The sequence below is a fragment of the Pseudoclavibacter sp. AY1H1 genome (assembly GCF_002931055.1).
Taxonomy (GTDB): domain Bacteria; phylum Actinomycetota; class Actinomycetes; order Actinomycetales; family Microbacteriaceae; genus Pseudoclavibacter.
Window position 1 is genome coordinate 56,751 of the sequence record NZ_PSXX01000006.1, and the last position, 22,260, is coordinate 79,010.

Consider the following 22,260-nt stretch of genomic DNA (forward strand, 5'->3'; position numbering starts at 1 on the left):
AGGCAAGGAGGCCCCATGCGACACGAAACGTCATCTCAACCCCCAGGCGGAATCGACTACGTCGCATTCGAGGAAGCGGCTGAATTCAAGGAGCTGAAGAAGCGCCAGCGCTCCTTCGTCTTCCCACTCTCGATCTTCTTCCTGGTCTGGTACGGCGCATACATCATCGTGGCCGCCTACGCGCATGACTTCATGGCCACCCCGGTCTTCGGCAACATCAACGTGGGTCTGCTGCTCGGCATGGGCCAGTTCGTGACGACCTTCGCGATCACCATGTGGTACGTCTCCTACGCCAATCGACGGCTCGATCCGCTCGCGAACGACCTTCGCGTTGAGCTCACCAAGGCGGACCAGGCATGAGCGGGCAGCTGCTGGCACCCCAGTCCAGCGCTGTCGCGAACAATGACCCCGTCCTGAATATCGCGATCTTCGCGGCATTCGTCGCGGTCACTCTCTTCATCGTCATTCGCGCAAGCCGCAACAGCAAGACCGCAGCCGACTACTACGCCGGCGGGCGATCCTTCTCCGGGACCCAGAATGGGTTCGCGATCTCGGGTGATTACCTGTCAGCAGCGTCGTTCCTCGGCATTGTCGGAGCTATCGCCATCAATGGCTACGACGGATTCCTCTATTCGATCGGCTTCCTCGTCGCCTGGCTCGTCGCTCTGCTGCTCGTCGCCGAGCTCATGCGCAACACCGGCAAGTTCACGATGGCGGACGTGCTCTCGTTCCGCCTCAAGCAGCGTCCTGTGCGCGTCGCCGCAGCCCTCACGACCCTCGCGGTGTGCTTCTTCTACCTGCTCGCGCAGATGGCGGGAGCCGGCGGCCTCGTCGCTCTCCTCCTCGGCATCACGGACGACATCGGGGTCGCGATCGTCGTCGCCGTCGTCGGCGTGCTCATGATCATCTACGTGCTCATCGGCGGGATGAAGGGCACCACCTGGGTGCAGATCATCAAGGCCTTCCTGCTCATCGGCGGCGCGGGTGCGATGACCATCTGGGTGCTCGTCATCAACGGCTTCGATCTCTCCGCGCTCCTCCAGGCGGCGGTCGACAAGGCGGCCCTCGACGGTGCGGAGGATCCGGCCGCGATCCTCGCGCCGGGCCTGCAGTACGGCAAGAACCCGATCGACTTCGTCTCGCTCGGACTCGCGCTGGTGCTCGGCACAGCTGGACTCCCGCACGTGCTCATGCGCTTCTACACGGTGCCCACCGCCAAGGAGGCCAGGAAGTCGGTGGTCTGGGCCATCTGGCTCATCGGCGGCTTCTACGTCTTCACACTCATCCTCGGCTACGGCGCAGCGGCACTCGTGGGGGCCCCGGCCATCAAGGATGCGCCAGGAGGCGTCAACTCTGCGGCCCCGCTGCTCGCCCTCGAGCTGGGCGGGCCGATCCTCATGGGCTTCATCTCGGCGGTCGCATTCGCCACGATCCTCGCGGTCGTCGCGGGCCTCGCGATCACGGCTGCCGCATCCTTCGCCCACGACATCTACAACAGCGTCGTGAAGCGTGGAACGGCGACCCCAGAGCAGGAGGTGAAGGTCGGCAAGTACACGGTGGTCGTCCTCGGTGTCGTCGCCATCGTCGGTGGCATCGGCGTGCAGGGGCAGAACATCGCGTTCCTCGTGGCGCTCGCCTTCGCTGTCGCGGCCAGCGCGAACCTGCCGACGATCCTGTATTCGCTCTACTGGCGCAAGTTCACGACCCGTGGGGCGCTGTGGAGCATGTACGGCGGACTCGCGACGGCCATCATCCTGATCGTCTTCTCGAAGGTCGTCTCCGGCGCCGAGACGGCGATGCTCGGCGATGGAATCGACTTCGCCTGGTTCCCACTCAACAACCCCGGCATCGTCTCGATCCCGGTCGGGTTCTTCCTCGGCTGGCTCGGCTCAGTGCTGCCGCAGAAGAAGGAAGACCCTCGGGTCGCCGCGGAGATGGATGTGCGCTCGCTCACGGGCTACGGCGCGGAGGAGGCCGTCGAGCACTAGAAAGCTCGCTGCACCGCGTTCGTCGACACGTCGCGTTCGCGTTCGCGAATGGTCGCTCTGACTCGCTCAGGGCGGCCATTTGCGCGTCCGCGTTGTCTCGGTGCCACAACGCACATGAGGTTCCGCAGGCGCGTGGGTAGCGTGGGCCTGTCCACGATGCACATGGAGGTGCGGATTTGACGCAGTCAGCGGAGACAGGTTCCCTCGCGGGGAAGACCATCATCATGTCGGGCGGGAGCCGCGGCATCGGACTCGCAATCGCGAAGCGCGCCGCGCGTGACGGTGCGAACGTCGTGCTCCTCGCCAAGACCGGGGATCCGCATCCGAAGCTGCCAGGGACGGTGTACACGGCCGCTGAGGAGATACGCGAGGCCGGCGGACGCGCGCTGCCGGTCGTTGGCGACGTGCGCGACGACTCCGACCTGCAGCGGGCGGTCGACAGCGCCGTCGCCGAGTTCGGCGGCATCGACATCGTCGTCAACAATGCGAGCGCCATCGACCTGCGCTCGACGCTCGACATCGACGAGAAGCGCTACGACCTCATGCACCAGATCAACCAGCGCGGCACATTCATGCTCTCGCGGGCAGCCCTGCAGCACCTCCTCGAGTCACAGGATGCGCGCATCCTGTCGCTCTCGCCGCCCCTCAACCTCGCCCCCCAGTGGCTCGGCGCCTACCCGGCGTACATGACCGCGAAATACGGCATGACGCTCGCCACGCTCGGTATCGCGGCCGAGTTCGCTGAACGGGGTGTGGATGCGAACACCCTGTGGCCCCGCACCACCATCCAGACAGCAGCGGTAGCCAACATCATCGGCGGCGAGGAGCTCATGCGCCGCAGCCGCACCCCTGAGCTGTACGCCGACGCCGCCCACGCGGTGCTCACAGCCCCGCGGGGCCGGTATCGAGGACAGACGCTGCTCTGCGAGGACGTGCTCGCAGACGCCGGCGTGAGCGACCTCAGCGTGTACTCGCCGGGAGTCGACGCCTCCGAGCTCTACCCCGACGCCTTCGTTGACTGATCGAGTGCGGAACAATTGTAGGCAACTGTAGGTAAGTATAGTTATTTGCTATACATGGCTACAGTTCGCTAGCAAGTGCTTGGAGTCACATGGATCCGGTCAAGAACCCCTACGTGCCAGGTGCTGGTCGCAAACCGGCCGCTCTCGTAGGTCGCGACTCATCGATGACCGGGTGGCGGATCGCACTCCAGCGAGCCGAAAACGGGATCACTGATCAACCGTTCGTCCTCTACGGCCTCCGCGGGGTCGGGAAGACCGTGCTCTTGACTCAGTTCCGACATGACGCCGAAGACCGCGACTGGTGGGTCGTGCAAATCGAGGCCGGTTCCGATCGTGAGCTCAGAGAGCTGATCGGTGAGGGCCTCTACGAACCGCTGTCTGACATCAGCCGACCATCGGCGGGCCGCAAAGTTCTCAAGGCCCTCCGGACGGCTCTGTCGTTCAAGGCGTCCTACGATGCGAACGGATCCTGGACATTCGGCGTGGATCTGTCTGACACGCCAGGTGGCGGTGCCGACAGTGGCGTCCTGCATACAGATCTCCGCAAGATCATCAAGGATGTGGGTCTCGCCGCGAGGGAAGAGGGAGTCGGGCTCGCAATCCTCATCGATGAGGCGCAGGACCTTTCAGCGGAAGAACTCACGACGCTCGCCGCAGTCACACAGTCGGCTGCCCAGGACAACTGGCCAGTATTGTTTGCTCTCGCTGGGCTGCCCAACCTCCCCCAGATCCTCGCCGAGGCGAAGTCGTATACGGAACGGTTCCAGTTCAACCAGATCGAGCGACTCTCGCGCGCTGACGCCCACCTCGCGATCGCTCAACCTTCGGCCGCGGAACTCGTCACCTGGGCAGAGGATGCCGTCCAGCACCTCATCACGGAGTCCGGACAGTACCCCTACTTCATTCAGCAATTCGGCCGTGAAGCTTGGAATGTCGCCACCGGAAGCCAGATCACCCTCGCAGACTCTCGTCTTGGGGTAGCGACCGGACAGAACCTCCTCGACAACGGGTTCTTCCGAGCGCGGTGGGACCGGACAACGGCATCGGAGAAGCGATACCTCCGGGCAATGTGCCCGGAAGGCGATGCTGGTGTTGGATCCGGCGAAGTGGCCGCACGACTGAAGAAGTCCATCAGCAGTCTCGGCCCCGCCAGAGCTCAACTCATCCACAAGGGCCTGATCTACGCGCCGGACCACGGGGTCGTGGCCTTCACTGTTCCCGGTATGGCGTCGTTCATCGAACGGCAGATCGAATCCTGAACCACCGTGGCCAGCGACTCGTTCGGATGCGGAACCTGTCACCGCGTCACGAGACGAGACGCTGCTCTGCGAGGACGTGCTCGCAGACGCCGGCGTGAGCGACCTCAGCGTGCACTCGCCGGGAGTCGACGCCTCCGAGCTCCACCCCGACGCCTTCGTCGACTAGGCAGACAAGAAAGAACCCCGGCCAGATTTCTCTGACCGGGGTTCTTTGTCACCGTGGAGCCTAGGAGATTCGAACTCCTGACATCCTGCTTGCAAAGCAGGCACTCTACCAACTGAGTTAAGGCCCCGTTCGGGTGGAAACGATACCAACCTTCAGTATCGAACCGTGGGGCTACCAGGACTTGAACCTGGGACCTCTTCGTTATCAGCGAAGCGCTCTAACCGCCTGAGCTATAGCCCCCGAAGCGACTGCCCCAACATACACGAAAAGTGCACGTCAAGGGAAATCGAGCCGCTAGCTGTTCGTGAAACCGAACACGAGGCCCCCCGTGACCTTCACAGCGAGGTTGTAGAGGAACGCCGCAACTGCGCCGAGGGCCGTGCCCGCGACGAGGTTGAGGAGTGCGACCACAAGGGAGAACAGCATCAGCTGAGGCAGGGTGACGAAGTCGTCGACTCCCACGCCGGCCGAGCCGGAGACGTCATTGAGCAGGTCGTTGACGCTTCCGAGCACACCCGTGTTCTCGATGACGGTCCACATCAGGAACGTCGCGACGATCGTGATGATGCCGAAGCAGATCGACAGGAGGAAGGAGAACTTCACGACAGACCAGAAGTCGATGTGCACCAAACGGAGGCGCACCTGCTTGCTCGCAGTCTTCTTGCTGGACTTCTGGGCCAGCTTGTCAGCAACGCTCGTCATAGATCAGTACCTCAGTCTTCGGTCTCGTCCTGCTCGAACGACGTGACAGAGTCTGCCACAGTCTCACTCTGGGCACTCTCGGCTGGGGCAGTCTCGCCGTCAGCTGATCCTGCAGACGCTTCCTCGAGGGCGGAGTCGGCGGCGGTGACGTCCGTCTCACCGTCCTCACCTTCCTCGTCTTCCTTCTCGAGTTCGCGGTCGGCGTTCTGCGCGATCGCGATCACGTAGTCGCTGCTGTCGAGCCTCGCGAACGTCACGCCCATGGAGTCGCGTCCCGTCACCGAGACCTCGGCGACGTTGGAGCGAACGACCTTGCCGGAGCCGAGGATGACCAGGACCTCTTCGTTGTCGTGGACGAGCAGCGCGCCGGCGAGGCCGCCGCGCTCCTCGTTCAGCTTCGCGACCTTGATGCCGAGTCCGCCGCGCTTCTGGATGCGGTACTGCGACACCGAGGTTCGCTTCGCGTAGCCGCCCTCCGTGACGATGAACACGTAGGCATCGTCGCTCGAGGTGACCGCGGCCGTCAGCAGGTAGTCGCCGTCGCGGAACGACATTCCCTTGACGCCGGAGGTCGACCGGCCCATGGGCCGAAGCGCCTCGTCGTTCGCCTCGAAGCGAAGCGACATTCCGAGGTGCGAGACGCAGAACACGTGGTCCGACTCGTCGGCGAGCATGGCGGAGACCAGCTCGTCCCCTTCGCGAAGGTTGACCGCGATGATGCCAGCCTGACGGTTCGTGTCGTACTCCGTGAGGGCCGTCTTCTTGACGAGCCCCTCACGCGTCGCGAGGACGAGATACTGCGCCTGGCGGTAGTCGCTGATGTCGAGGATCTGCGCGACCTTCTCATCAGGCTGGAGCGGCAGGAGGTTCGCGATGTGCTGCCCCTTCGCGTCCCGTCCCGCCTCCATGAGCTCGTACGCCTTCGCCCGGTACACGCGGCCCAGGTTGGTGAAGAAGAGCAGCCAGTGGTGTGTCGTCGTCACGAAGAACTGCTCGACGACGTCATCCGCTCGGAGCTGCGCGCCCTTGATGCCCTTGCCGCCGCGGTGCTGCGAGCGGTAGTTGTCGCTGCGCGTGCGCTTGATGTAGCCGCCGCGGGTCACGGTGACGACCATCTCCTCCTCGGGGATCAGGTCCTCGTCGGTCATGTCGCCGCCAGAGCCACGGAGGATCTCGGTGCGACGATCGTCGCCGAACTTGTCGACGACCTCCTGCAGCTCTTCGCCGATGATGGTGCGCTGGCGCACTGGGTCGGCGAGGATCGCCTTGTACTCGGCGATCATGGCCTCGAGGCGGGCCGCGTCTTCCATGATCTTCTGGCGCTCGAGCGCCGCGAGGCGGCGGAGCTGGAGGTTCAGGATGGCGCTTGCCTGCAGCTCGTCCACGTCGAGCAGCTCCATGAGGCCGGTACGCGCCTCTTCGACGGTCGGCGACCGGCGGATGAGCGCGATGACCTCGTCGAGCATGTCGAGGGCCTTGAGGTAGCCGCGGAGGATGTGAACCTCGTCCTCGGCCTTCTTGAGGCGGAACTTCGTGCGACGCACGATGACTTCCACCTGGTGCTGCACCCAGGCGGTGATGAAGCCGTCGATGGCGAGCGTGCGCGGAACCCCATCGACGATCGCGAGCATGTTCGCGCCGAAGTTCTCCTGCAGCTGCGTGTGCTTGTAGAGGTTGTTCAGCACGACCTTGGCGACGGCGTCGCGCTTGAGCACGATGACGAGGCGCTGTCCCGTGCGGCCGGAGGACTCGTCGCGGATGTCGGCGATGCCGGAGAGTCGCTGATCCTTGACCAGCTCGGCGACCTTGAGCGCGAGGTTGTCCGGGTTGACCTGGTACGGAAGCTCGGTGATGACCAGGCACGTGCGTCCGTGGATCTCCTCGATCGCGACGACCGCGCGCATCGTGATGGAGCCGCGACCGGTGCGGTACGCCTCCTGGATGCCCTTGGTGCCGAGGATCTGCGCACCGGTCGGGAAGTCTGGACCGTGAACGCGCTCCATGAGCGCATCCATGAGCTCCTCACGAGAGGCGTCCGGGTGTTCGAGGTGCCAGAGCGCGCCTGCTGCGACCTCACGGAGGTTGTGCGGCGGGATGTTCGTGGCCATTCCGACGGCGATGCCGACGGAGCCGTTGACAAGGAGGTTCGGGAAGCGAGCGGGCAGCACGGCAGGCTCACGCGTGCGGCCGTCGTAGTTGTCCTGGAAGTCGACGGTGTCCTCGTCGATGTCCCTGACCATCTCGAGCGCAAGCGGCGCCATCTTCGTCTCGGTGTAGCGGGGGGCGGCGGCGCCGTCGTTGCCGGCGGAGCCGAAGTTCCCCTGGCCGAGCGCAAGCGGGTAGCGAAGGGACCACGGCTGCACGAGGCGGACCAGCGCGTCGTAGATCGCCGAGTCACCGTGCGGGTGGAACTGCCCCATGACGTCGCCGACGACGCGGGCGCACTTCGAGAACGCCTTGTCCGGGCGGTACCCGCCGTCGTACATCGCGTAGATGACGCGACGGTGCACGGGCTTGAGCCCATCCCGGACCTCGGGCAGTGCTCGTCCGACGATGACGCTCATCGCGTAGTCGAGGTACGAGCGCTGCATCTCGAGCTGCAGGTCGACCTGTCCGATGCGGTCGCCGCCGTCGGCGTTGGTGGTTGTGACGCGTTCTTCAGCCATAGAGGTGCCTGTGTGCCTTAGATATCGAGGAAGCGCACGTCGTGCGCGTTCTGCTGAATGAAGGTCCGGCGAGATTCGACGTCCTCGCCCATGAGCGTGCTGAACACGGCGTCAGCCGCCTCAGCGTCGGTCACCTTGACCTGCAGGAGCGTGCGCACCGCGGGGTCCATGGTCGTCTCCCAGAGTTCCTGGTAGCTCATCTCGCCGAGCCCCTTGTAGCGCTGGATGGCGTTGTCCTTGGGGATGCGTCGGCCAGCTGCCTTGCCGTCTGCGAGCATCGCGTCGCGCTCACGGTCGGAGTACGCGAAGTCGTGCGCGGCATTCGACCACTTGATGCGGTACAGCGGCGGCTGGGCGAGGAAGACGTACCCGAGCTCGACGAGCGGACGCATGTAGCGGAACAGCAGGGTGAGCAGCAGGGTCGTGATGTGCTGACCATCGACGTCGGCGTCTGCCATGAGGATGATCTTGTGGTACCTGACCTTGTCAGGGTCGAAGTCGTCGCCGAGGCCGGCTCCGAAGGCCGTGATCATGGACTGCACTTCGTTGTTCTGCAGCGCACGGTCGAGGCGGGCCTTCTCGACGTTCAGGATCTTTCCACGGAGCGGGAGGATCGCCTGCGTCTCGGGATCACGGCCCTGGACGGCGGAGCCGCCTGCCGAGTCACCCTCGACGATGAAGACCTCAGAGCGAGTCGGGTCCTTCGACTGGCAGTCCTTGAGCTTGCCAGGCATGCCGCCGGTCTCGAGGAGCCCCTTGCGCCTGGTCTGCTCGCGCGCGCGGCGGGCGGCGAGGCGGGCGGCGGATGCCTGACCGGCCTTGCGGATGATGTCCCTCGCCTGTGAGGGGTTGCGGTCGAACCAGTCCTGGAGGGCCTGTCCGACGATGCGCTGCACGTAGGACTTGGCCTCGGTGTTGCCGAGCTTCGTCTTCGTCTGGCCCTCGAACTGGGGCTCGCCGAGCTTGATGGAGATGACTGCCGCGAGGCCCTCGCGGACGTCTTCGCCTGAGAAGTTCTCGTCCTTCTCCTTGACGAGGTTCTTCTCCCTCGCGTAGCGGTTCACGACCGTGGTCAGCGCTGCACGGAACCCCTCGAGGTGCGTGCCGCCCTCCTTGGTGTTGATCGTGTTCGCGAACGAGTGGATGGATTCCGAGTAGGAGTCGATCCACTGCATGGCGAGCTCGAGCGAGATCTTGCGCTCGGTGTCCTCGGCGTTGACCTCGATGATCTCCTCGTGGACCGGCTGCTTCTTCCGGCGGCTGACGAGGTGCTGCACGTAGTCGACGAGACCGCGCTCGAACAGGTACGTCTGCGAGCGCTTCTGTGGGATCTCGATCGACTCGGTGACGCCCTTCGGCTCACCCGTCTCGGTGCGCTCCGCCTCGTCGATATCGGCGGCGGACTCGTCCTGCAGCTCCGTGATCTGAGCGGCGAGCCCATCACCCTGGAGGGTGGACTGGTCACGGTCGTCGGCCAGCGAGATGCGGAGGCCCTTGTTCAGGAACGCCATCTGCTGGAAGCGGGCGCGCAGCACTTCGAAGTCGTACTCGACGGTCTCGAAGATCTCGGAGTTCGCGTAGAACGTGATGGTGGTCCCGGTGTCTTCCGTCGGCTCACCCTTGCGGATGTCGCCCGTCGGGACGCCGTTCTCGAAGTCCATCTCCCATTCGAAGCCGTCGCGCTTGACCTGAGCGATGAGACGGTAGGAGAGCGCGTTGACCACCGAAGAGCCGACACCGTGGAGACCACCGGAGACGGCGTAGCCACCGCCACCGAACTTGCCGCCGGCGTGGAGCTTGGTGAGGACCACCTCGAGTGTGGAGATTCCCTCGATCGGGTGCAGCTCGACGGGGATGCCTCGTCCGTTGTCGCTCACGCGCACGGCGCCGTCTTCCTGGAGCGCGACCTGGATGTCGTCGCAGTACCCCGCGAGCGATTCATCCACAGAGTTATCCACAATTTCGTACACCAGGTGGTGCAGGCCCTCGGGGCCTGTCGACCCGATGTACATGCCCGGGCGCTTGCGCACGGCCTCGAGCCCCTCGAGCACCTGGATCTGCCCGGCGCCGTAGTCGTTCTCGACGCGATCGTTCTGCGAGCGGGTCTCAGCCACTTCAGCGGGCGCCTCGCTCAGCCCTTCCGCCGCAGTCTGGCCTTCCGACGTTCCTGGACCGGCCGACTTCCCCGCATCTTCTGGCGTCTCAGTCGTGTTCTCGGGGTCGGAAGTTTCTGATGCCATAACTCGGGCGTCTCCTTGCTGTGTGGCGACATGCAAGATCCGCGTTGCGAGCAAACTCGCACGACGCGGATCCAGCGACTGTTCAGTCTACCAAGGAACCCGGCCCGAAGCCCGAAGAAGGCGCGTCAAGCGACGAAAACAATGGCCAGGACCGTAAATGCCTCGTCAACCGTAGGTATCGCGTGGGCCACGCCCTGGAACCGATCTGGGACCGCGTTTCCACGAGGGGGCACCCGGGTTCAGAAAGCGGATGCGCTCGACCTTCGCCTCGGCGTACCTCTCGATGAGGTTCGTGAGCAGCAGCGTCTGCATGCCGCGGAGCTGCGTCGCCCAGGCTGTCGAGTCGCACTGGACGAGCAGCACGCCGTCCTCGATGTGCAGGGGCGTCGAATGCGCGGCCGTCTCCTTGCCGACGATCTCGGGCCACGCATCCATCAGCTCCGCCTGCTTGATGGGGCCGTTCCAGCCGAACTGCCTGGTGAGCGCCGCGAGAGCGGAACCAGCAGCGACGGGGTCCCGGCCGAAGCCGAAAGGCTCGGACAGGTCGGTGCCCTGCTCGTCCTTCGCCTTGGCGGCCAGTCGCCTGCGCAAGGAGGTCGTCTTCCCGCCGAAGACCTCCTTGAAGCGCGCGTAGACTTCCGCGCCCTCACTCATCGGCTTGGCCCGTCTGTATCGTTCCAGCGCTGATGCGGATGACCTGCGACCGCAGCCCCGCTGGCACATCTTCGAGGACCGCCGCGGTGATCAGGACCTGCTCGAAGTCGCCGATCGCCTCTGCAAGGCGCGATCGGCGCGAAGCATCGAGCTCGGCGAAGACGTCGTCGAGGATCAGGACGGGATCCCCAGCCCGCGACTCGCTCCGCACCAGCTCGGCAGCGGCGAGCTTGAGCGCCAGGGCGAACGACCAGGACTCCCCGTGGCTCGCCGTGACGCGGGCCGGCAGGCCGTTCAACCAGAAGACGGCGTCGTCGCGGTGCGGGCCCACGAGGCTCACTCCGCGCTCGAGCTCCCGCGGACGCATGGCAGCGAGCTGTGCTGTGAACCGCTCGCGGATCTCAGACGTCGTGACCTCGCCACCCTCGACCTCGGCCCCCTCGCCATCCGCGTCGCCCATCACGGAGGCTGCGTGCCCGAATGCCGACACCCGCATGGAGAGCGTCGGACGGTGGTCGGCGCCGACAAGACGCTGATACGAACCGGCGAGGTGAGGCAGGAGCCGGTCGCAGAGCAGCAGCCGCTCCGCGATGATCTGCGAGCCGAGCTCGAGCATTCGCTCATCCCACACGTCGAGCGTCGCGATCATCGCGTCGGACGATCGCGGCCCGCGCATGGAGCGGAGCAGGGAGTTCCGCTGCCGAAGCACACGCTCGTAGTCGGCGATGACACCGCCAAGTCTGGGCGAGTGGGTCACGAGCAGGGAGTCCAGGAACCGACGCCGCGCCCCGGGCTCGCCGCGAACGAGCGTCAGATCCTCCGGTGCGAACAGCACACTGGCAAAGTACCTGGCCAGGTCCCGAGACCGGACGTTCTGTCCGCCGACCCGCGCCTTGTTCGCACCCGAGCTCGCGATCTGCACGTCGAGGTGCAGCGAGCGCGTCTCGTGGGCCAGCTCCATCTTGACGACGGCGAACTCCTGGCCGAAGCGCACCAGCGCCTGGTCGCTCGAGACTCGGTGCGAACCGAGCGTGGCCAGGTATCCGATCGCCTCGACGAGGTTGGTCTTTCCCTGGCCGTTGGAGCCGACGAACAGGTGAGCGCCGGGTCCAAGCGAGAGGTCGGCCGACTCGTAGTTCCTGAAGTCGTGCAGCTGCAGACGGGTGACGTGCACCGGTTACCGCATGAGCAGATTCGGCTGCAGCAGGTAGCGGTAGTTCGTCGACTCGCCTTCATCGCGCGAGGTCTGGCTCGTGAGCAGCACTGGTCCGGGCTTGTTGGGGTTCTCGGAGTTCGTGAACGCGATGCGAACGAACGGCGAGTGGATGGCCCCGACGCCGTCGAGCAGGAACTGCGGCTTGAGCGAGACGACCATGTCGTTCCCCTGGAGCACCGCGTCGAGGTTCTCGCTCGCCTGCGCCTGCTCGCTGCCGAGCGCTTCCAGGTGGAGTCCCTCGGTCGTGAACGTGAAGCGCAAGGCCGCCTCGCGCTCGAGGACGAGCTGCACGCGACGAACCGCGTCGACGATGTCGCTCACCGTGAGCACCGCGTAGTGCGGCGTCTCAGCAGGGAACAGACGCTCGACGGCCGGGAAGTTGCCCTTGATGAGCAGCGAGGTGACGGTCTTGTTGCCGGCAGAGAAGGCGATCAGCTCGCGGATGTCGTCCTTGACGAGGGTGATGGTGATCTCACCTGAGCTGCCGAGCGACTTGCCGACCTCGGCGAGCGTCTTCGCCGGCACGAGCGCCGTCTCGGTCTCCGTGAGCGAGCTCTGCCATTCGATCGTGCGAACGGCGACGCGGTAGCGGTCGGTTGCGACGAGGCTCATGGAGTCTGCCTGCAGGGAGAGGTTGACGCCCGTGATGACGGGGGCGACATCTTCACGGGAAGCGGCGACGGCGACCTGGGAGATGGCTTCCGAGAAGACGTCGCCGGCGATGGAGCCGCTGGCACCCTCGACGACGGGAAGGCTCGGGAACTCCTCGATCGGCATCGTCGGGAGGTGGAACGAAGCGCTTCCACAGCGAATGACAACGCCGGAGTCGTCACGGCTCAGCTCGACGGGGGCCTGCGGGAGGCGGTTCGCGATGTCTGCGAGAAGACGACCCTGTACGAGGACCGCGCCGGGTTCCTGCACATCAGCGTCGATGCTGGTGCGGCTTGAGACCTCGTAGTCGAACGACGAGAGCGTGACGCCTGCCTCGCCGACCTCGACGACGACACCGCTGAGGATGGGGAGGGTCGGGCGCTGAGGCAGAAGCTTGACGACAAACGACACCGCATCGCTGAAGACGTCACGGTTGACAACAAACTTCACTAGGCGTTCCTCTCGTTGGAATGCCCCAATGGTAGCCGCCTCGATTCGGTGTGTTGTGACCGATCGCCCGTGCATCCTGTGATGCACGCAGCAGCATGCCCGAGGCGTCGCGCACGCGAAAATACCAGCCCGCCGACGTCCAGCCGACCACCGTCCATCGATGTCATCGACTCTCCCAATATCTATAGATTTCTTGTCATCATCGTATTAACAGCTGTGCACACTGTGGATAACTCCGAACTCACCAGCAGCCCCACGGGAACTACAAGAATGTAAGTTGTGGTCGAGCGGTGGACGCCCTGTGCACGCTGACGAGCACTGGGGTGCACAACTTCGTGGACTCCACAGCGTCGAGGGCGTTTTCCACAGTCCGTGCTCGCGTGTCGATTCCACAGTCCACAAGTTATCCACAGGCGAAAACGGCAAGAAAAACTCCACATCCGAGCACGTGGCGTCGTGATGTGGAGCAGATGGGTCGCTCAGGAGCGGCCGTTGCCGTTCTGGCGGATGCGCGCGGTGAGCTCGGTGACCTGGTTGTAGACGTCTCGCCGCTCGGTCATGAGCTTCGTGATCTTGCGGTGGGCGTACATGACCGTGGTGTGGTCCCGTCCGCCGAACAGCTGCCCGATCTTCGGGAGCGAGAGGTTCGTCATCTCCCTGCAGATGTACATGGCGATCTGCCTGCTCGTTGCGATCGCCTGAGAGCGGGACGAGCCGTAGAGGTCATCGACGGTCAGCTGGAAGTACGCGGCAGTGCGGTTGATGATGTCGACCGGAGACACGATGCCCGTGTCCTGGTCGGAGACCAGATCCTTCAGGACGGTCGAGACGAGCGCAAGATCGACCTTCTCACCGTTGAGGTTCGCATACGCGGTGACTCTGATGAGCGTGCCCTCGAGCTCACGGATGCTGGAGGACACCCGTGCAGCGATGAACTCGAGCGCATCGTCGGGAATCAGGAGGTTGTCGACCTGCGACTTCTTCCTCAGGATGGCGATTCGCGTCTCGAGGTCAGGCGACTGCACGTCGGTGATGAGGCCCCACTCGAAGCGCGACCGCATCCGGTCCTCGAAGCCCGTCAGCTGCTTCGGTGGTAGGTCACTCGTGATCACGACCTGCTTGTTGTGCTCGTGCAGGGTGTTGAACGTGTGGAAGAAGGCCTCCTGCGTCGAGTCCTTGCCCTGGAGGAACTGGATGTCGTCGATGAGGAGGATGTCGTTGTCGCGGTAGCGCGCCTGGAACGACTGCGTCCTGTTGTTGGCGATCGAGTTGATGAAGTCGTTCGTGAACTCTTCGCTCGAGACGTACCTGACCTGGATGCCCGGATATATCGACTCGGCGTAGTTGCCGATGGCGTGGAGCATGTGGGTCTTGCCCAGCCCGGAGCCGCCGTAGACGAAGAGGGGGTTGTACGAGCGAGCCGGTGCTTCCGCTACTGCGACCGCGGCAGCATGCGCGAATCGGTTCGACCCTCCGATGATGTAGTTGTCGAAGGTGTAGCGAGGGTTGAGGCGCGACTCCGGGTCTGGCTGTGTGCGCGCTCCCTGATCCGACGAGGAATGGAGGCCGACCGCCTCCGACTCGACCACGGTGACGGAGCTCGTCGGCGCGGGAGCGGAGCGTGGTGGTGCCACCTCGATGTAGTCGTGCGAGTCCAGGGGCTCGCTCGCCGATGCTCGAGGCGCAGCATCCGGGTTGACGAGCACCGCGAAGGTCTTGATCTCGGACTCGTCGAGCTCAGCGATCGCGGCGAGCATCGGCACCCGCGCGCGCGTCTCGATCATCGTGCGAGTCATGTCGTTCGGGACTTCGAGGAGCAGGGCGCCGCTCATGACGCCCTTCGCCTCGACGAGGCCGAGGAACCCCAGAAGGGAAGCGGGGACGCGGTCGTCTTCACGCAGTGTGGAGAGCAGCGTCTGCCACGTCTCCGAAACGGGGTCGGTCACCGAAGCACTCCCCCCGTCCCTCTGTACTTCCCAGCTCCGCATCTCTGTGGGCCGGCGTTTCTTCTTGGCTGCGCACTCGCAGCATGGTCAACGCACCGGCCGTGTGGCACTGGTGCGCAAGTCATTGTGATCTACCCGGTGAGATATCCACAACTTCTGTGGACAAACGGGCGTCTGCCTGTGCATAACTCGCAGAGGTAGGGGTCCAGCCTACGCCGGATCAGGGCGTGCGCCAATCGCTTTCGCTGGATCCGGCATGTCGCCGCTCCTCGGCACGAGCTCGTGAGCATAATGCGGGGCTTCTGGCGGCAGTTGACTGCCAGGCGCAGGTCACGTAGGTTAAGGCAGTTGTGCCCTTCGGTAGGGCACTTGTGAAAATCCGTACGGCGTCCGCCGATCGGGTCGTATCTTCCGGAGTTCTCATGTCGAAGCGTACTTTCCAGCCAAACAACCGCCGTCGCGCGAAGACCCACGGCTTCCGCCTGCGTATGCGCACCCGTGCGGGTCGCGCCATCCTCTCGGCTCGTCGCCGCAAGGGACGCACCGAGCTTTCCGCGTAGCTTCTTGCTTCCCTACGCGAACCGCGTCACGAAGGGCGATGACTACCAAGCCATCGTTCGACGCGGCGTTCGCGTGGGTGCTCGGGGAATCACGGTCAGCGTGCGCGAGCGCGACACCAACGACACACCTACTCGCTTCGGCTTCATTGTCTCGAAGCGGGTAGGTGTGGCCGTTGTGCGCAATCGCATCCGTCGTCGACTCAAAGCCGTCTCCAGGGAGCTTCTCCCTGAAGTGGGGTCGGGCTTCGACATCGTCTACCGCGTGCACCCCGAAGCAGCTGCGCTCGGCTTCGAGGAGCTGCGGGAGCGTGCACGGTTCGGATCCTTACGAGGAGTGCGTCGTATCGCCGCCAGCGGCGACGAGAGTGCACCGAGAACCGTGAGCTCGAGCACCTGATGGGCGGCTCACTCCGCGCGGTCGCGCTGTTTCCCCGCAACGTCGTCATCGCTGTGCTCAACGGCTACCGGCTGTTGATCTCTCCGCTCTACGGAGATGTCTGCCGGTATCACCCCAGCTGCTCCGCGTACTCTTTAAGAGCCGTGCAGGTTCATGGCGTCCTCCGGGGCGGCTTCCTCACCGGGCGACGACTCGTTCGTTGCCACCCCTGGGCTGCCGGAGGCATTGACGACGTGCCAGAGCCTGAACACAGAACCACCACCACTACTGCCCACGGATTCGTAGTCCAGGGCAGCTAGCGGCATCTAAGAGAAAGACGTCACCACACTCATGGATATCCTCGGAACCATCCTGTGGCCGATCAAATGGGTCATCGAGCTCATCTTGGTCGGATTCCACTCGCTGTGGACGACGCTCGGTCTCGATGGCACAGACGGCTGGACCTGGATCCTGGCGATCCTCGGCCTCGTGCTCGTCGTCCGCTCCGCCATGATTCCCCTCATGGTGAAGCAGGTGAAGTCCCAGCGAGCCATGATGGATGTCGCTCCTGAGATCAAGAAGATCCAGGACAAGTACAAGGGCAAGCGCGACCAGTTCTCCATGGAGGCGATGCGCCGCGAGACCATGGCGGTCTACCAGCGCACCGGCTCGAACCCCATGGCTGGCTGCTGGCCGCTCCTCGTGCAGATGCCGATCTTCTTCGGCCTGTTCTCTGTGCTCAACGGCGCGCAGCACAACACGGTGGGTGTCGGCCTCCTCAACCAGGAGCTCGCCACATCCTTCTCGCAGGCAGACATCTGGGGCGCACCGCTGAGTGCGACGTTCCTCAACAACGACGGCAACGTCGGAGTGCAGATCCTCGCCGGCGTCATGGTCGTCGTGATGACGGTCTCCCAGTTCATCACCCAGAAGCAGATCACCTCGAAGAACGTGTCGCAGGCGACCAAGGAGTCGCCGATGTACCGCCAGCAGCAGATGCTGCTGTACATCCTGCCGCTCACGTTCCTGGTATCCGGTGTCATGTTCCCGCTCGGTGTCATGACGTACTGGCTCATCTCGAACTTCTGGACGATGGGGCAGCAGTACATCATCATCCGCAACATGCCGACGCCCGGCTCTGAAGCCGCGAAGGCTCGCGAGGACCGGCTCAAGGCTCGGGGCAAGTGGGTCGAGCCTGAGCGCAAGGACGCCAAGGGCAACGTCATCATCGAGGCACCCGTCCAGCAGCCGGTGCAGCGAACGCAGCCCGTGTCGAAGAACAGGGCCAAGAAGAAGGCCTCCGGCGGCAAGCCGAGCGGTGGCACCTCGTCGGGCAAGAGCAGCCCACCTGCCAAGAAGTAGCTCCCCAACTCTCGCTGCCACACTGTTTAAGGAACCCGCATGACTGAAGCAACTCCTGAGACCATCCCCGCAGATGTCAGCACGCCGGACCCCCGTGACGACGGTGACATCGCGGCGGATTACCTCGAGGAGCTGCTGGACATCAGCGACGTCGACGGTGACCTCGACATCGAGGTTCGCGAGTCTCGCACGTACATCTCCGTGAACTCAGACGGTGAGTCGAACCTCTCGAAGCTCGCGGATGGTGAGACGGTTGATGCTCTCCAGCACTTGACTCGTCTGGCCGTCCAAGCCGAGACCGGAGAGTTCTCGAGACTCATTCTGGACATCGGCGGCTCGCGCGACGCGCGCCGCGCCGAGCTCGTCGGTCTCGTCGACCGGGCCGTGACTCGCATCGAAGAAGGCGCCTCATCGGCTGCGCTTCCCCCGATGTCGTCCTACGAGCGGAAGATCGTGCACGACATCGTCTCGGAGCGTGGCTACGTGTCCGAGTCGGAGGGCGAGGCGCGTGAGCGTCACACCGTCATCCGCCCAGTCGCGTCTGCCTGATCTAGGACTTATCCACAGGAGTTTCCACAGGCGAGAGTACGCTCCTCGGCGAGTTCTGCACCTTCCCTCGTTAAAAGCCTGGTCAGGGGCTTATTCCAGGCGATTTGACTCTTGACCCGCCTCGATCCCGCGTTCTCCACAAAGTTATCCACAGCTTTGTTGTCCGTGGACGACTGTCAGGCGGGTGCGGTCGCCGCCGCACGTGTCAGACTGGTTCGAGCTGATTGCGGGAGGCACTGCAGTCTGGCGTCAACATTCACGTTCGAGAGGGATCTCCCGTATGACTGAGCAGCCGACCGAGGTCGAGGTCGAGCCGGCGATCGCCGCCGAGCTCTTCGCTGACCGTATCGACCTTGCGCGGGCGTTCACGTCCGACCTCGCCCAGTACGGGGAGCAGCTCGGTCTGGTTGGACCCCTCGAGTACCCGCGGTTGTGGACGCGCCATATCGTGAACTCGGTGCTCATGGCGCCGCTGCTCCGTCCGGGCCTCGTTGGAGACATCGGCTCTGGTGCTGGCTTGCCGGGTATCGTGCTCGCTATCGCACGCCCTGATGTCAACTTCGTGCTGATCGAGCCGATGGAGCGTCGTACCGACTGGCTGCAGCGTGAGGTGGATGCGCTTGCCCTCGAGAACGTGCAGGTGCGTCGTGCTCGTGCCGAAGAGGTCCACGATGAGTTCACGTTCGACCAGCTGACAGCCCGAGCAGTTTCAGCTCTGAGCAAGCTGATCCCGATCACGGTTCCGCTCGTCCGCTCAGGCGGCGAATTGGTCTTCCTCAAGGGACGCTCCGCAGAAGCGGAGATCGAGAAGGCCAGCAAGGTGATTCGCAAGTTCGGACTCATCGATGTTCGCGTCGAAGAACTCGGGGAAGAGCTGGACACCGAGACGACGCGAGTTATTCGCGCGACGGTCGACTGACTGCTCTCGTTCGGTCGTCCTCAGAGTCACAGTTAAACGCTGACTCTTTGTATCGGTGGAGTTCGATGCAGCTTGGTTTTCTTCGTGAACAACACGGGCGCGGTATTTATCTCACGTGAATCTGCCGGTCATTGTCGATCAGGTGTCCCGAAGTCGGATTCTTGGTCTGTCGGTGTTGAATCCGCACGGAACAGCGTGCCGTAGCTCTGGAATCGGAGTCAGTCGGTCAGACGCGAACCGTTCTCGCTCATAGATGGCCCAGGCGCCGTCCCCACGTCACCTGACGCCAACCCCTCGATCAGTTGCGAGAGCCTGTCGCGCACAGGCAGTCGAATTCGGGCCGTCGTTCCTTTCCTACTCCTGAACTGTGTGCTCCCGACCCATTCGTATGAAGCTCTTCGTCAACGGCGGCTGTTTCACGTGAAACGGTGGATTTTCGTGGCGCGTTGTTATCCAGAAGGCCTATGCGCCGCGAAACTGTCGCTCGCTGCGCATCCATGAGTCGTGCCTGACCACCCTCTGACCGACGTGGCTCATGGCGGCGGCCACGGGGGTGTGGGGGGTTCAGATGCCTTGGAAGCGTGCCCCGGACATTGGCGGACTCGGAGAGCTGACCGGTGGCAGTGCCGATCGTGGTGTGGTGGTGGGCGGCAAGTCCTTTTTGCCTGTCGCCCTGAGCCCTGTCGCTCTCTGCTACCGCTCTCCGCCCGTTGCTCTTTGGGGAGGTGTGGAAGGGCACATGAAGGCTCGAGCCTTCATGGCGCACGCCGAGACAGTCCCGAGCCAGCGCAGGAAGTCTGAGGCCACTGTGACCGCCCCGAGCCGCCCCCAACCGCCCCGACGCGGTTCACTGATATCTGAAGTCTCGCGTGCCGTCGCCGTGCTGGTGCGAGGAAGGCTACGTGACGAGCTTGCGGCCGGCTACTGGCGACTGGGTAGTCACGGCGGGCTGCGGGCTGCGGGCGACAGACGAATGGCGGTGGGGGTGCGGTTCCGGTTCAGTTGGGGCGATACAGGTATGGGCACGGGGTAGGGGCAGAGGAAGGAGGAGAGCGTCCGAGTCGGTAGCGTCTGCAAATCGAGGCGCGGCGCGTGAAAGCCGGCACTGTCACTGTCCGTCCACAAGCTTGTCGGAGCGCGCGTTGGGCGCTGGAAGCTGGTCTGGTGTGGAGATAGCTTCACTGTGACTGTGACTGTGACTGTGACTGTGACTGTGACTGTGACCGTGACCGTGACCCTGCCGCTCTCGTTGCCCCTGTCCGTGCGCGGATCGGCGTTGGCTGTCTCGTGGGGTGCGGTGCTGCTCCCAATCGTCTGGTTACCCGTGTGGGGGCACAGACCTGGCTGTGGGACCGCACCCGCTCGGGACTACCAAGTGCGATTGCGTCGATGATGAGCTCACGTGAGCCGCTCGATGTTCGGTCCCGTCGCGGGCAGTGCCTGCACATGACTATGTTCACGTGATCGAACTCGTGACTTCAACCAGTTTCGATGTCTTGTCTTCAAATCGTTCCACGTGAAACATCGTGCAATTCAGGATCCAAGATCGAGGATTCCGCGGTGGCCGCCAGTTGAGCTCCTCGCACAGTTTCAGAACTTCCTTGATCAAGACGGGCCGGTCGTCCGGTCGTCCCGTTGTCGATCCACCACTATTCATCCCAAGACCGACTTGGGCTTGTTTCACGTGAAACGACGGCGGTCGCACCGTCACAGCGCAGGCCAAGGCTTGCAGTCCGTGGTCACCCTGTTGGGACATAGAGCTCGTGTACTCGCGTTCCTGCGTGCTCGCGCGTTGAAGCGAGGAAGAAGTACGAGGGAAATTGGGTGCCTGCGCTGCCTAGTACTCAGCCTGTTGCAATGACCATTGGGCTGAGCAAGCGCGTGCACCCATGGATCTCCCAAGGCACTGCCGATCGGATTCCCTCTGCCCCCAGTGGCCCCGCAGTCCTGGGGACCACTCTCACCATGGGTTGGGAGAGGGAATGGGATGAGATTGAGCGGGCCAGCCGAAGCATATCGACCGTGTGAGTTTGCGGTCTGGAGTCCGAATCAAGTGCAGCGACAGCACTAGGGGTGCCAAGCTGAACTGCGTCTCTGCGTCTCTGCGTCTCTGCGTCTCTGCGTCTCTGCGTCTCTGCGGCGGCCTAGCTGCCTAGTGATGCAGTGATTCACTGACTCAGCTGCGTGAAGTTCCGAGCGTTGACGTTCGATGTGTCCGATCTCAATCGCACGCCGGAACCCAGTCGCGGCAAATTGGATCCAAGCTCGCGGCCGCTGGGGCCGGCTAACGGTTGGTGGAGCGCGAGAGTAGTACTGCTTTCCTTTGGGCCGTAGGCCCGGGCGTTCGGAGTCGCTGCACTTCGCCTCGTTCGGAAGGATACGGATCGTGTGACTGAGAGGGTTCGCGAGAATGCGTTTGTCATCGAATCAGGCGCGGCAGCAGAGTCCCAGACAGGTGCAACGACTGAACTGTGGATCGTAACCGCGGCGCGAAGTGGGTAGCGGTCCTGCTCCGGCTGTAGGTAGTGAGAGTCTCTAGGGCGGTGTGTTCCACGTGAAACGGATGATTGTTGGCGCTTGAAGCTAGAGCAACATGACTCGAACACCATGAGGAGCCGGTGTCGCCTCGTTGTCGACTAGCGGGCTCCAGCAGCCGGCCGTCGCCGAATACTGGATGTTCAGCGGCGGCATCTGGTCCTCTCTGTGGGGCGGAGCGGAGTGTTCCACGGGGCTCAAGGAGTTCAGCTCGTCGAACGCGCCGGCTGGGCTCACCGGCCTTGGGCAAGGGCGCAGAGCTCGGAACAGTGCCACCTTGTCAATCTGAGACTCTTGTCTGTCGACGAGTTGAGAGTGCTCTCTACGCCGTGGCCGGACTCGATTCAGCTCCAAGTAGGTTAATAGGAAAAGAGAACCTCAGGTCAGCCACCCACCATGTGGGAGATCTATCGGGACGCGTCTTCGGGCAGCGGGCCGAAGGAACGGTGTCATCCCAGCCGCGAATCCTGAGATGAGGGCTGTGTTCCACGTGAAACAGAACGTGACGGCTGACGACCGACAGCTGACAGGTCGAGTCACGTCTCAGGCGATGATGATCGTGCGCAGAGGCCCTTCGCATAAAGCTAATGCAACGGAGTGGGCCGCCCTGCCAGACCGCATTTGTGTAAGCGTCGGTCCATCTCTCAACAGTGATCTGCTCCGCGATCGATACCTACGGGAGTTCTCGATCGATATCGGCATGAGTCGCCGTGGACTGTCCGTCTCCAGGTGCTCAAGCAGTGAGGTCAGGGTAGTTCCGGTACCCGTGGCTGCCAGAGGTTCTGATCCGTGAGAGAGAGGGCGGCAGTCACGGATTGCGACTCGTGCGAATGAACGCTTCGGGCCAACTGCAACACAGTCCTACGCGTCAATTGGGCCCGCCCGAGTTTTGGGAGTGAATTGCGTTCCACGTGAAACGTCACGTGAACGCTCAGGAAGGCACCGTCCAGTGGAGAAGGAACGACAGCTTGGTGAGATGCGCCCAGAGTCATGCTGGCT

General features: G+C 63.7%; 17 protein-coding genes and 2 tRNA genes. 10 read left to right on the forward strand and 9 right to left on the reverse strand.

What is annotated here, in order from left to right:
- Nucleotides 1-15 precede the first annotated feature (15 nt).
- The 4 genes from C5E05_RS11000 to C5E05_RS11015 all read left to right on the forward strand — a co-directional run bounded on the left by C5E05_RS11000 (nucleotide 16) and on the right by C5E05_RS11015 (nucleotide 4,269).
- Entirely contained in the window at nucleotides 16-360 is a 345-nt protein-coding gene (locus C5E05_RS11000) for a DUF485 domain-containing protein (protein WP_104244049.1), read from the forward strand.
- On the forward strand, nucleotides 357-1,988 hold the full coding sequence (locus C5E05_RS11005; RefSeq protein ID WP_104341955.1) for a cation acetate symporter: 1,632 nt from the start codon (nucleotides 357-359) through the stop codon (nucleotides 1,986-1,988). Before C5E05_RS11000 ends, C5E05_RS11005 begins: the two co-directional genes overlap by 4 nt.
- A 176-nt stretch (nucleotides 1,989-2,164) precedes the next feature.
- Nucleotides 2,165-3,010, forward strand: a complete 846-nt coding sequence (locus tag C5E05_RS11010; RefSeq protein ID WP_228496670.1) for an NAD(P)-dependent oxidoreductase — start codon at nucleotides 2,165-2,167, stop codon at nucleotides 3,008-3,010.
- Between the two features lie 89 nt (nucleotides 3,011-3,099).
- The gene (locus C5E05_RS11015) at nucleotides 3,100-4,269 is read left to right on the forward strand and encodes an ATP-binding protein (RefSeq protein WP_104341956.1); all 1,170 of its coding nucleotides are present in this window, start codon (nucleotides 3,100-3,102) and stop codon (nucleotides 4,267-4,269) included.
- Between the two features lie 220 nt (nucleotides 4,270-4,489).
- Here C5E05_RS11015 and C5E05_RS11025 read toward each other — a convergent pair.
- From C5E05_RS11025 to dnaA, 9 genes are all read right to left on the reverse strand, one after another.
- Nucleotides 4,490-4,562: transfer RNA gene (locus tag C5E05_RS11025), tRNA-Ala, on the reverse strand.
- 39 nt (nucleotides 4,563-4,601) lie between these two features.
- Nucleotides 4,602-4,675: transfer RNA gene (locus C5E05_RS11030), tRNA-Ile, on the reverse strand.
- 54 nt (nucleotides 4,676-4,729) lie between these two features.
- A complete protein-coding gene (locus C5E05_RS11035) occupies nucleotides 4,730-5,137 on the reverse strand; it encodes a DUF3566 domain-containing protein (protein WP_104244042.1) in 408 nt (135 codons plus the stop codon).
- Nucleotides 5,138-5,148: 11 nt separating this feature from the next.
- Nucleotides 5,149-7,803 (reverse strand): DNA gyrase subunit A, encoded by a 2,655-nt coding sequence (gene gyrA, locus C5E05_RS11040; RefSeq protein WP_104244040.1) that lies wholly within the window; start codon nucleotides 7,801-7,803, stop codon nucleotides 5,149-5,151.
- A gap of 17 nt (nucleotides 7,804-7,820) precedes the next feature.
- Complete coding sequence (gene gyrB / locus C5E05_RS11045; protein ID WP_104244038.1) at nucleotides 7,821-10,043, reverse strand: DNA topoisomerase (ATP-hydrolyzing) subunit B; 2,223 nt, start codon at nucleotides 10,041-10,043, stop codon at nucleotides 7,821-7,823.
- Nucleotides 10,044-10,208: 165 nt separating this feature from the next.
- On the reverse strand, nucleotides 10,209-10,697 hold the full coding sequence (locus C5E05_RS11050; RefSeq protein ID WP_104244036.1) for a DUF721 domain-containing protein: 489 nt from the start codon (nucleotides 10,695-10,697) through the stop codon (nucleotides 10,209-10,211).
- Nucleotides 10,690-11,871, reverse strand: coding sequence for a DNA replication/repair protein RecF (recF, locus tag C5E05_RS11055; protein WP_104244034.1), 1,182 nt, complete (start codon nucleotides 11,869-11,871; stop codon nucleotides 10,690-10,692). Before recF ends, C5E05_RS11050 begins: the two co-directional genes overlap by 8 nt.
- A 3-nt stretch (nucleotides 11,872-11,874) precedes the next feature.
- Nucleotides 11,875-13,014 carry a DNA polymerase III subunit beta gene (gene dnaN, locus C5E05_RS11060; RefSeq protein ID WP_104244032.1) on the reverse strand — a complete coding sequence of 380 codons (1,140 nt, stop codon included), beginning with the start codon at nucleotides 13,012-13,014 and terminating at the stop codon, nucleotides 11,875-11,877.
- A 479-nt stretch (nucleotides 13,015-13,493) separates the two neighbouring features.
- On the reverse strand, nucleotides 13,494-14,960 hold the full coding sequence (dnaA, locus tag C5E05_RS11065) for a chromosomal replication initiator protein DnaA (RefSeq protein WP_258064842.1): 1,467 nt from the start codon (nucleotides 14,958-14,960) through the stop codon (nucleotides 13,494-13,496).
- Nucleotides 14,961-15,382: 422 nt separating this feature from the next.
- Here dnaA and rpmH point away from each other — a divergent pair, with 422 nt between their 5' ends.
- The 6 genes from rpmH (at nucleotide 15,383) to rsmG (ending at nucleotide 18,726) form a co-directional block, all read left to right on the forward strand.
- The gene (gene rpmH, locus C5E05_RS11070; RefSeq protein WP_068484134.1) at nucleotides 15,383-15,520 is read left to right on the forward strand and encodes a 50S ribosomal protein L34; all 138 of its coding nucleotides are present in this window, start codon (nucleotides 15,383-15,385) and stop codon (nucleotides 15,518-15,520) included.
- A 4-nt stretch (nucleotides 15,521-15,524) separates the two neighbouring features.
- Nucleotides 15,525-15,917, forward strand: a complete 393-nt coding sequence (gene rnpA, locus C5E05_RS11075; protein ID WP_104244028.1) for a ribonuclease P protein component — start codon at nucleotides 15,525-15,527, stop codon at nucleotides 15,915-15,917.
- The gene (yidD, locus tag C5E05_RS11080; protein ID WP_104244026.1) at nucleotides 15,917-16,216 is read left to right on the forward strand and encodes a membrane protein insertion efficiency factor YidD; all 300 of its coding nucleotides are present in this window, start codon (nucleotides 15,917-15,919) and stop codon (nucleotides 16,214-16,216) included. The genes rnpA and yidD overlap by 1 nt, the downstream gene beginning before the upstream one ends.
- A 31-nt stretch (nucleotides 16,217-16,247) precedes the next feature.
- The gene (gene yidC, locus C5E05_RS11085; protein ID WP_104244024.1) at nucleotides 16,248-17,258 is read left to right on the forward strand and encodes a membrane protein insertase YidC; all 1,011 of its coding nucleotides are present in this window, start codon (nucleotides 16,248-16,250) and stop codon (nucleotides 17,256-17,258) included.
- A gap of 39 nt (nucleotides 17,259-17,297) precedes the next feature.
- The gene (locus tag C5E05_RS11090) at nucleotides 17,298-17,807 is read left to right on the forward strand and encodes a R3H domain-containing nucleic acid-binding protein (RefSeq protein WP_104341958.1); all 510 of its coding nucleotides are present in this window, start codon (nucleotides 17,298-17,300) and stop codon (nucleotides 17,805-17,807) included.
- A gap of 280 nt (nucleotides 17,808-18,087) precedes the next feature.
- Nucleotides 18,088-18,726: a 16S rRNA (guanine(527)-N(7))-methyltransferase RsmG gene (rsmG, locus tag C5E05_RS11095; RefSeq protein ID WP_104244020.1), complete on the forward strand. Its 639-nt coding sequence runs from the start codon at nucleotides 18,088-18,090 to the stop codon at nucleotides 18,724-18,726.
- The last annotated feature ends 3,534 nt before the right edge of the window (nucleotides 18,727-22,260 follow it).

Coding starts and splice junctions, on each gene's coding strand:
- gyrB (WP_104244038.1), bottom strand. CDS start 10,043: ATGGCATCAGAAACTTCCGACCCCGAGAACACGACTGAGACGCCAGAA.
- rsmG (WP_104244020.1), top strand. CDS start 18,088: ATGACTGAGCAGCCGACCGAGGTCGAGGTCGAGCCGGCGATCGCCGCC.
- rpmH (WP_068484134.1), top strand. CDS start 15,383: ATGTCGAAGCGTACTTTCCAGCCAAACAACCGCCGTCGCGCGAAGACC.
- yidD (WP_104244026.1), top strand. CDS start 15,917: ATGGGCGGCTCACTCCGCGCGGTCGCGCTGTTTCCCCGCAACGTCGTC.
- gyrA (WP_104244040.1), bottom strand. CDS start 7,803: ATGGCTGAAGAACGCGTCACAACCACCAACGCCGACGGCGGCGACCGC.
- C5E05_RS11050 (WP_104244036.1), bottom strand. CDS start 10,697: ATGAGTGAGGGCGCGGAAGTCTACGCGCGCTTCAAGGAGGTCTTCGGC.
- C5E05_RS11000 (WP_104244049.1), top strand. CDS start 16: ATGCGACACGAAACGTCATCTCAACCCCCAGGCGGAATCGACTACGTC.
- yidC (WP_104244024.1), top strand. CDS start 16,248: ATGGATATCCTCGGAACCATCCTGTGGCCGATCAAATGGGTCATCGAG.
- C5E05_RS11090 (WP_104341958.1), top strand. CDS start 17,298: ATGACTGAAGCAACTCCTGAGACCATCCCCGCAGATGTCAGCACGCCG.
- C5E05_RS11005 (WP_104341955.1), top strand. CDS start 357: ATGAGCGGGCAGCTGCTGGCACCCCAGTCCAGCGCTGTCGCGAACAAT.
- C5E05_RS11035 (WP_104244042.1), bottom strand. CDS start 5,137: ATGACGAGCGTTGCTGACAAGCTGGCCCAGAAGTCCAGCAAGAAGACT.
- C5E05_RS11015 (WP_104341956.1), top strand. CDS start 3,100: ATGGATCCGGTCAAGAACCCCTACGTGCCAGGTGCTGGTCGCAAACCG.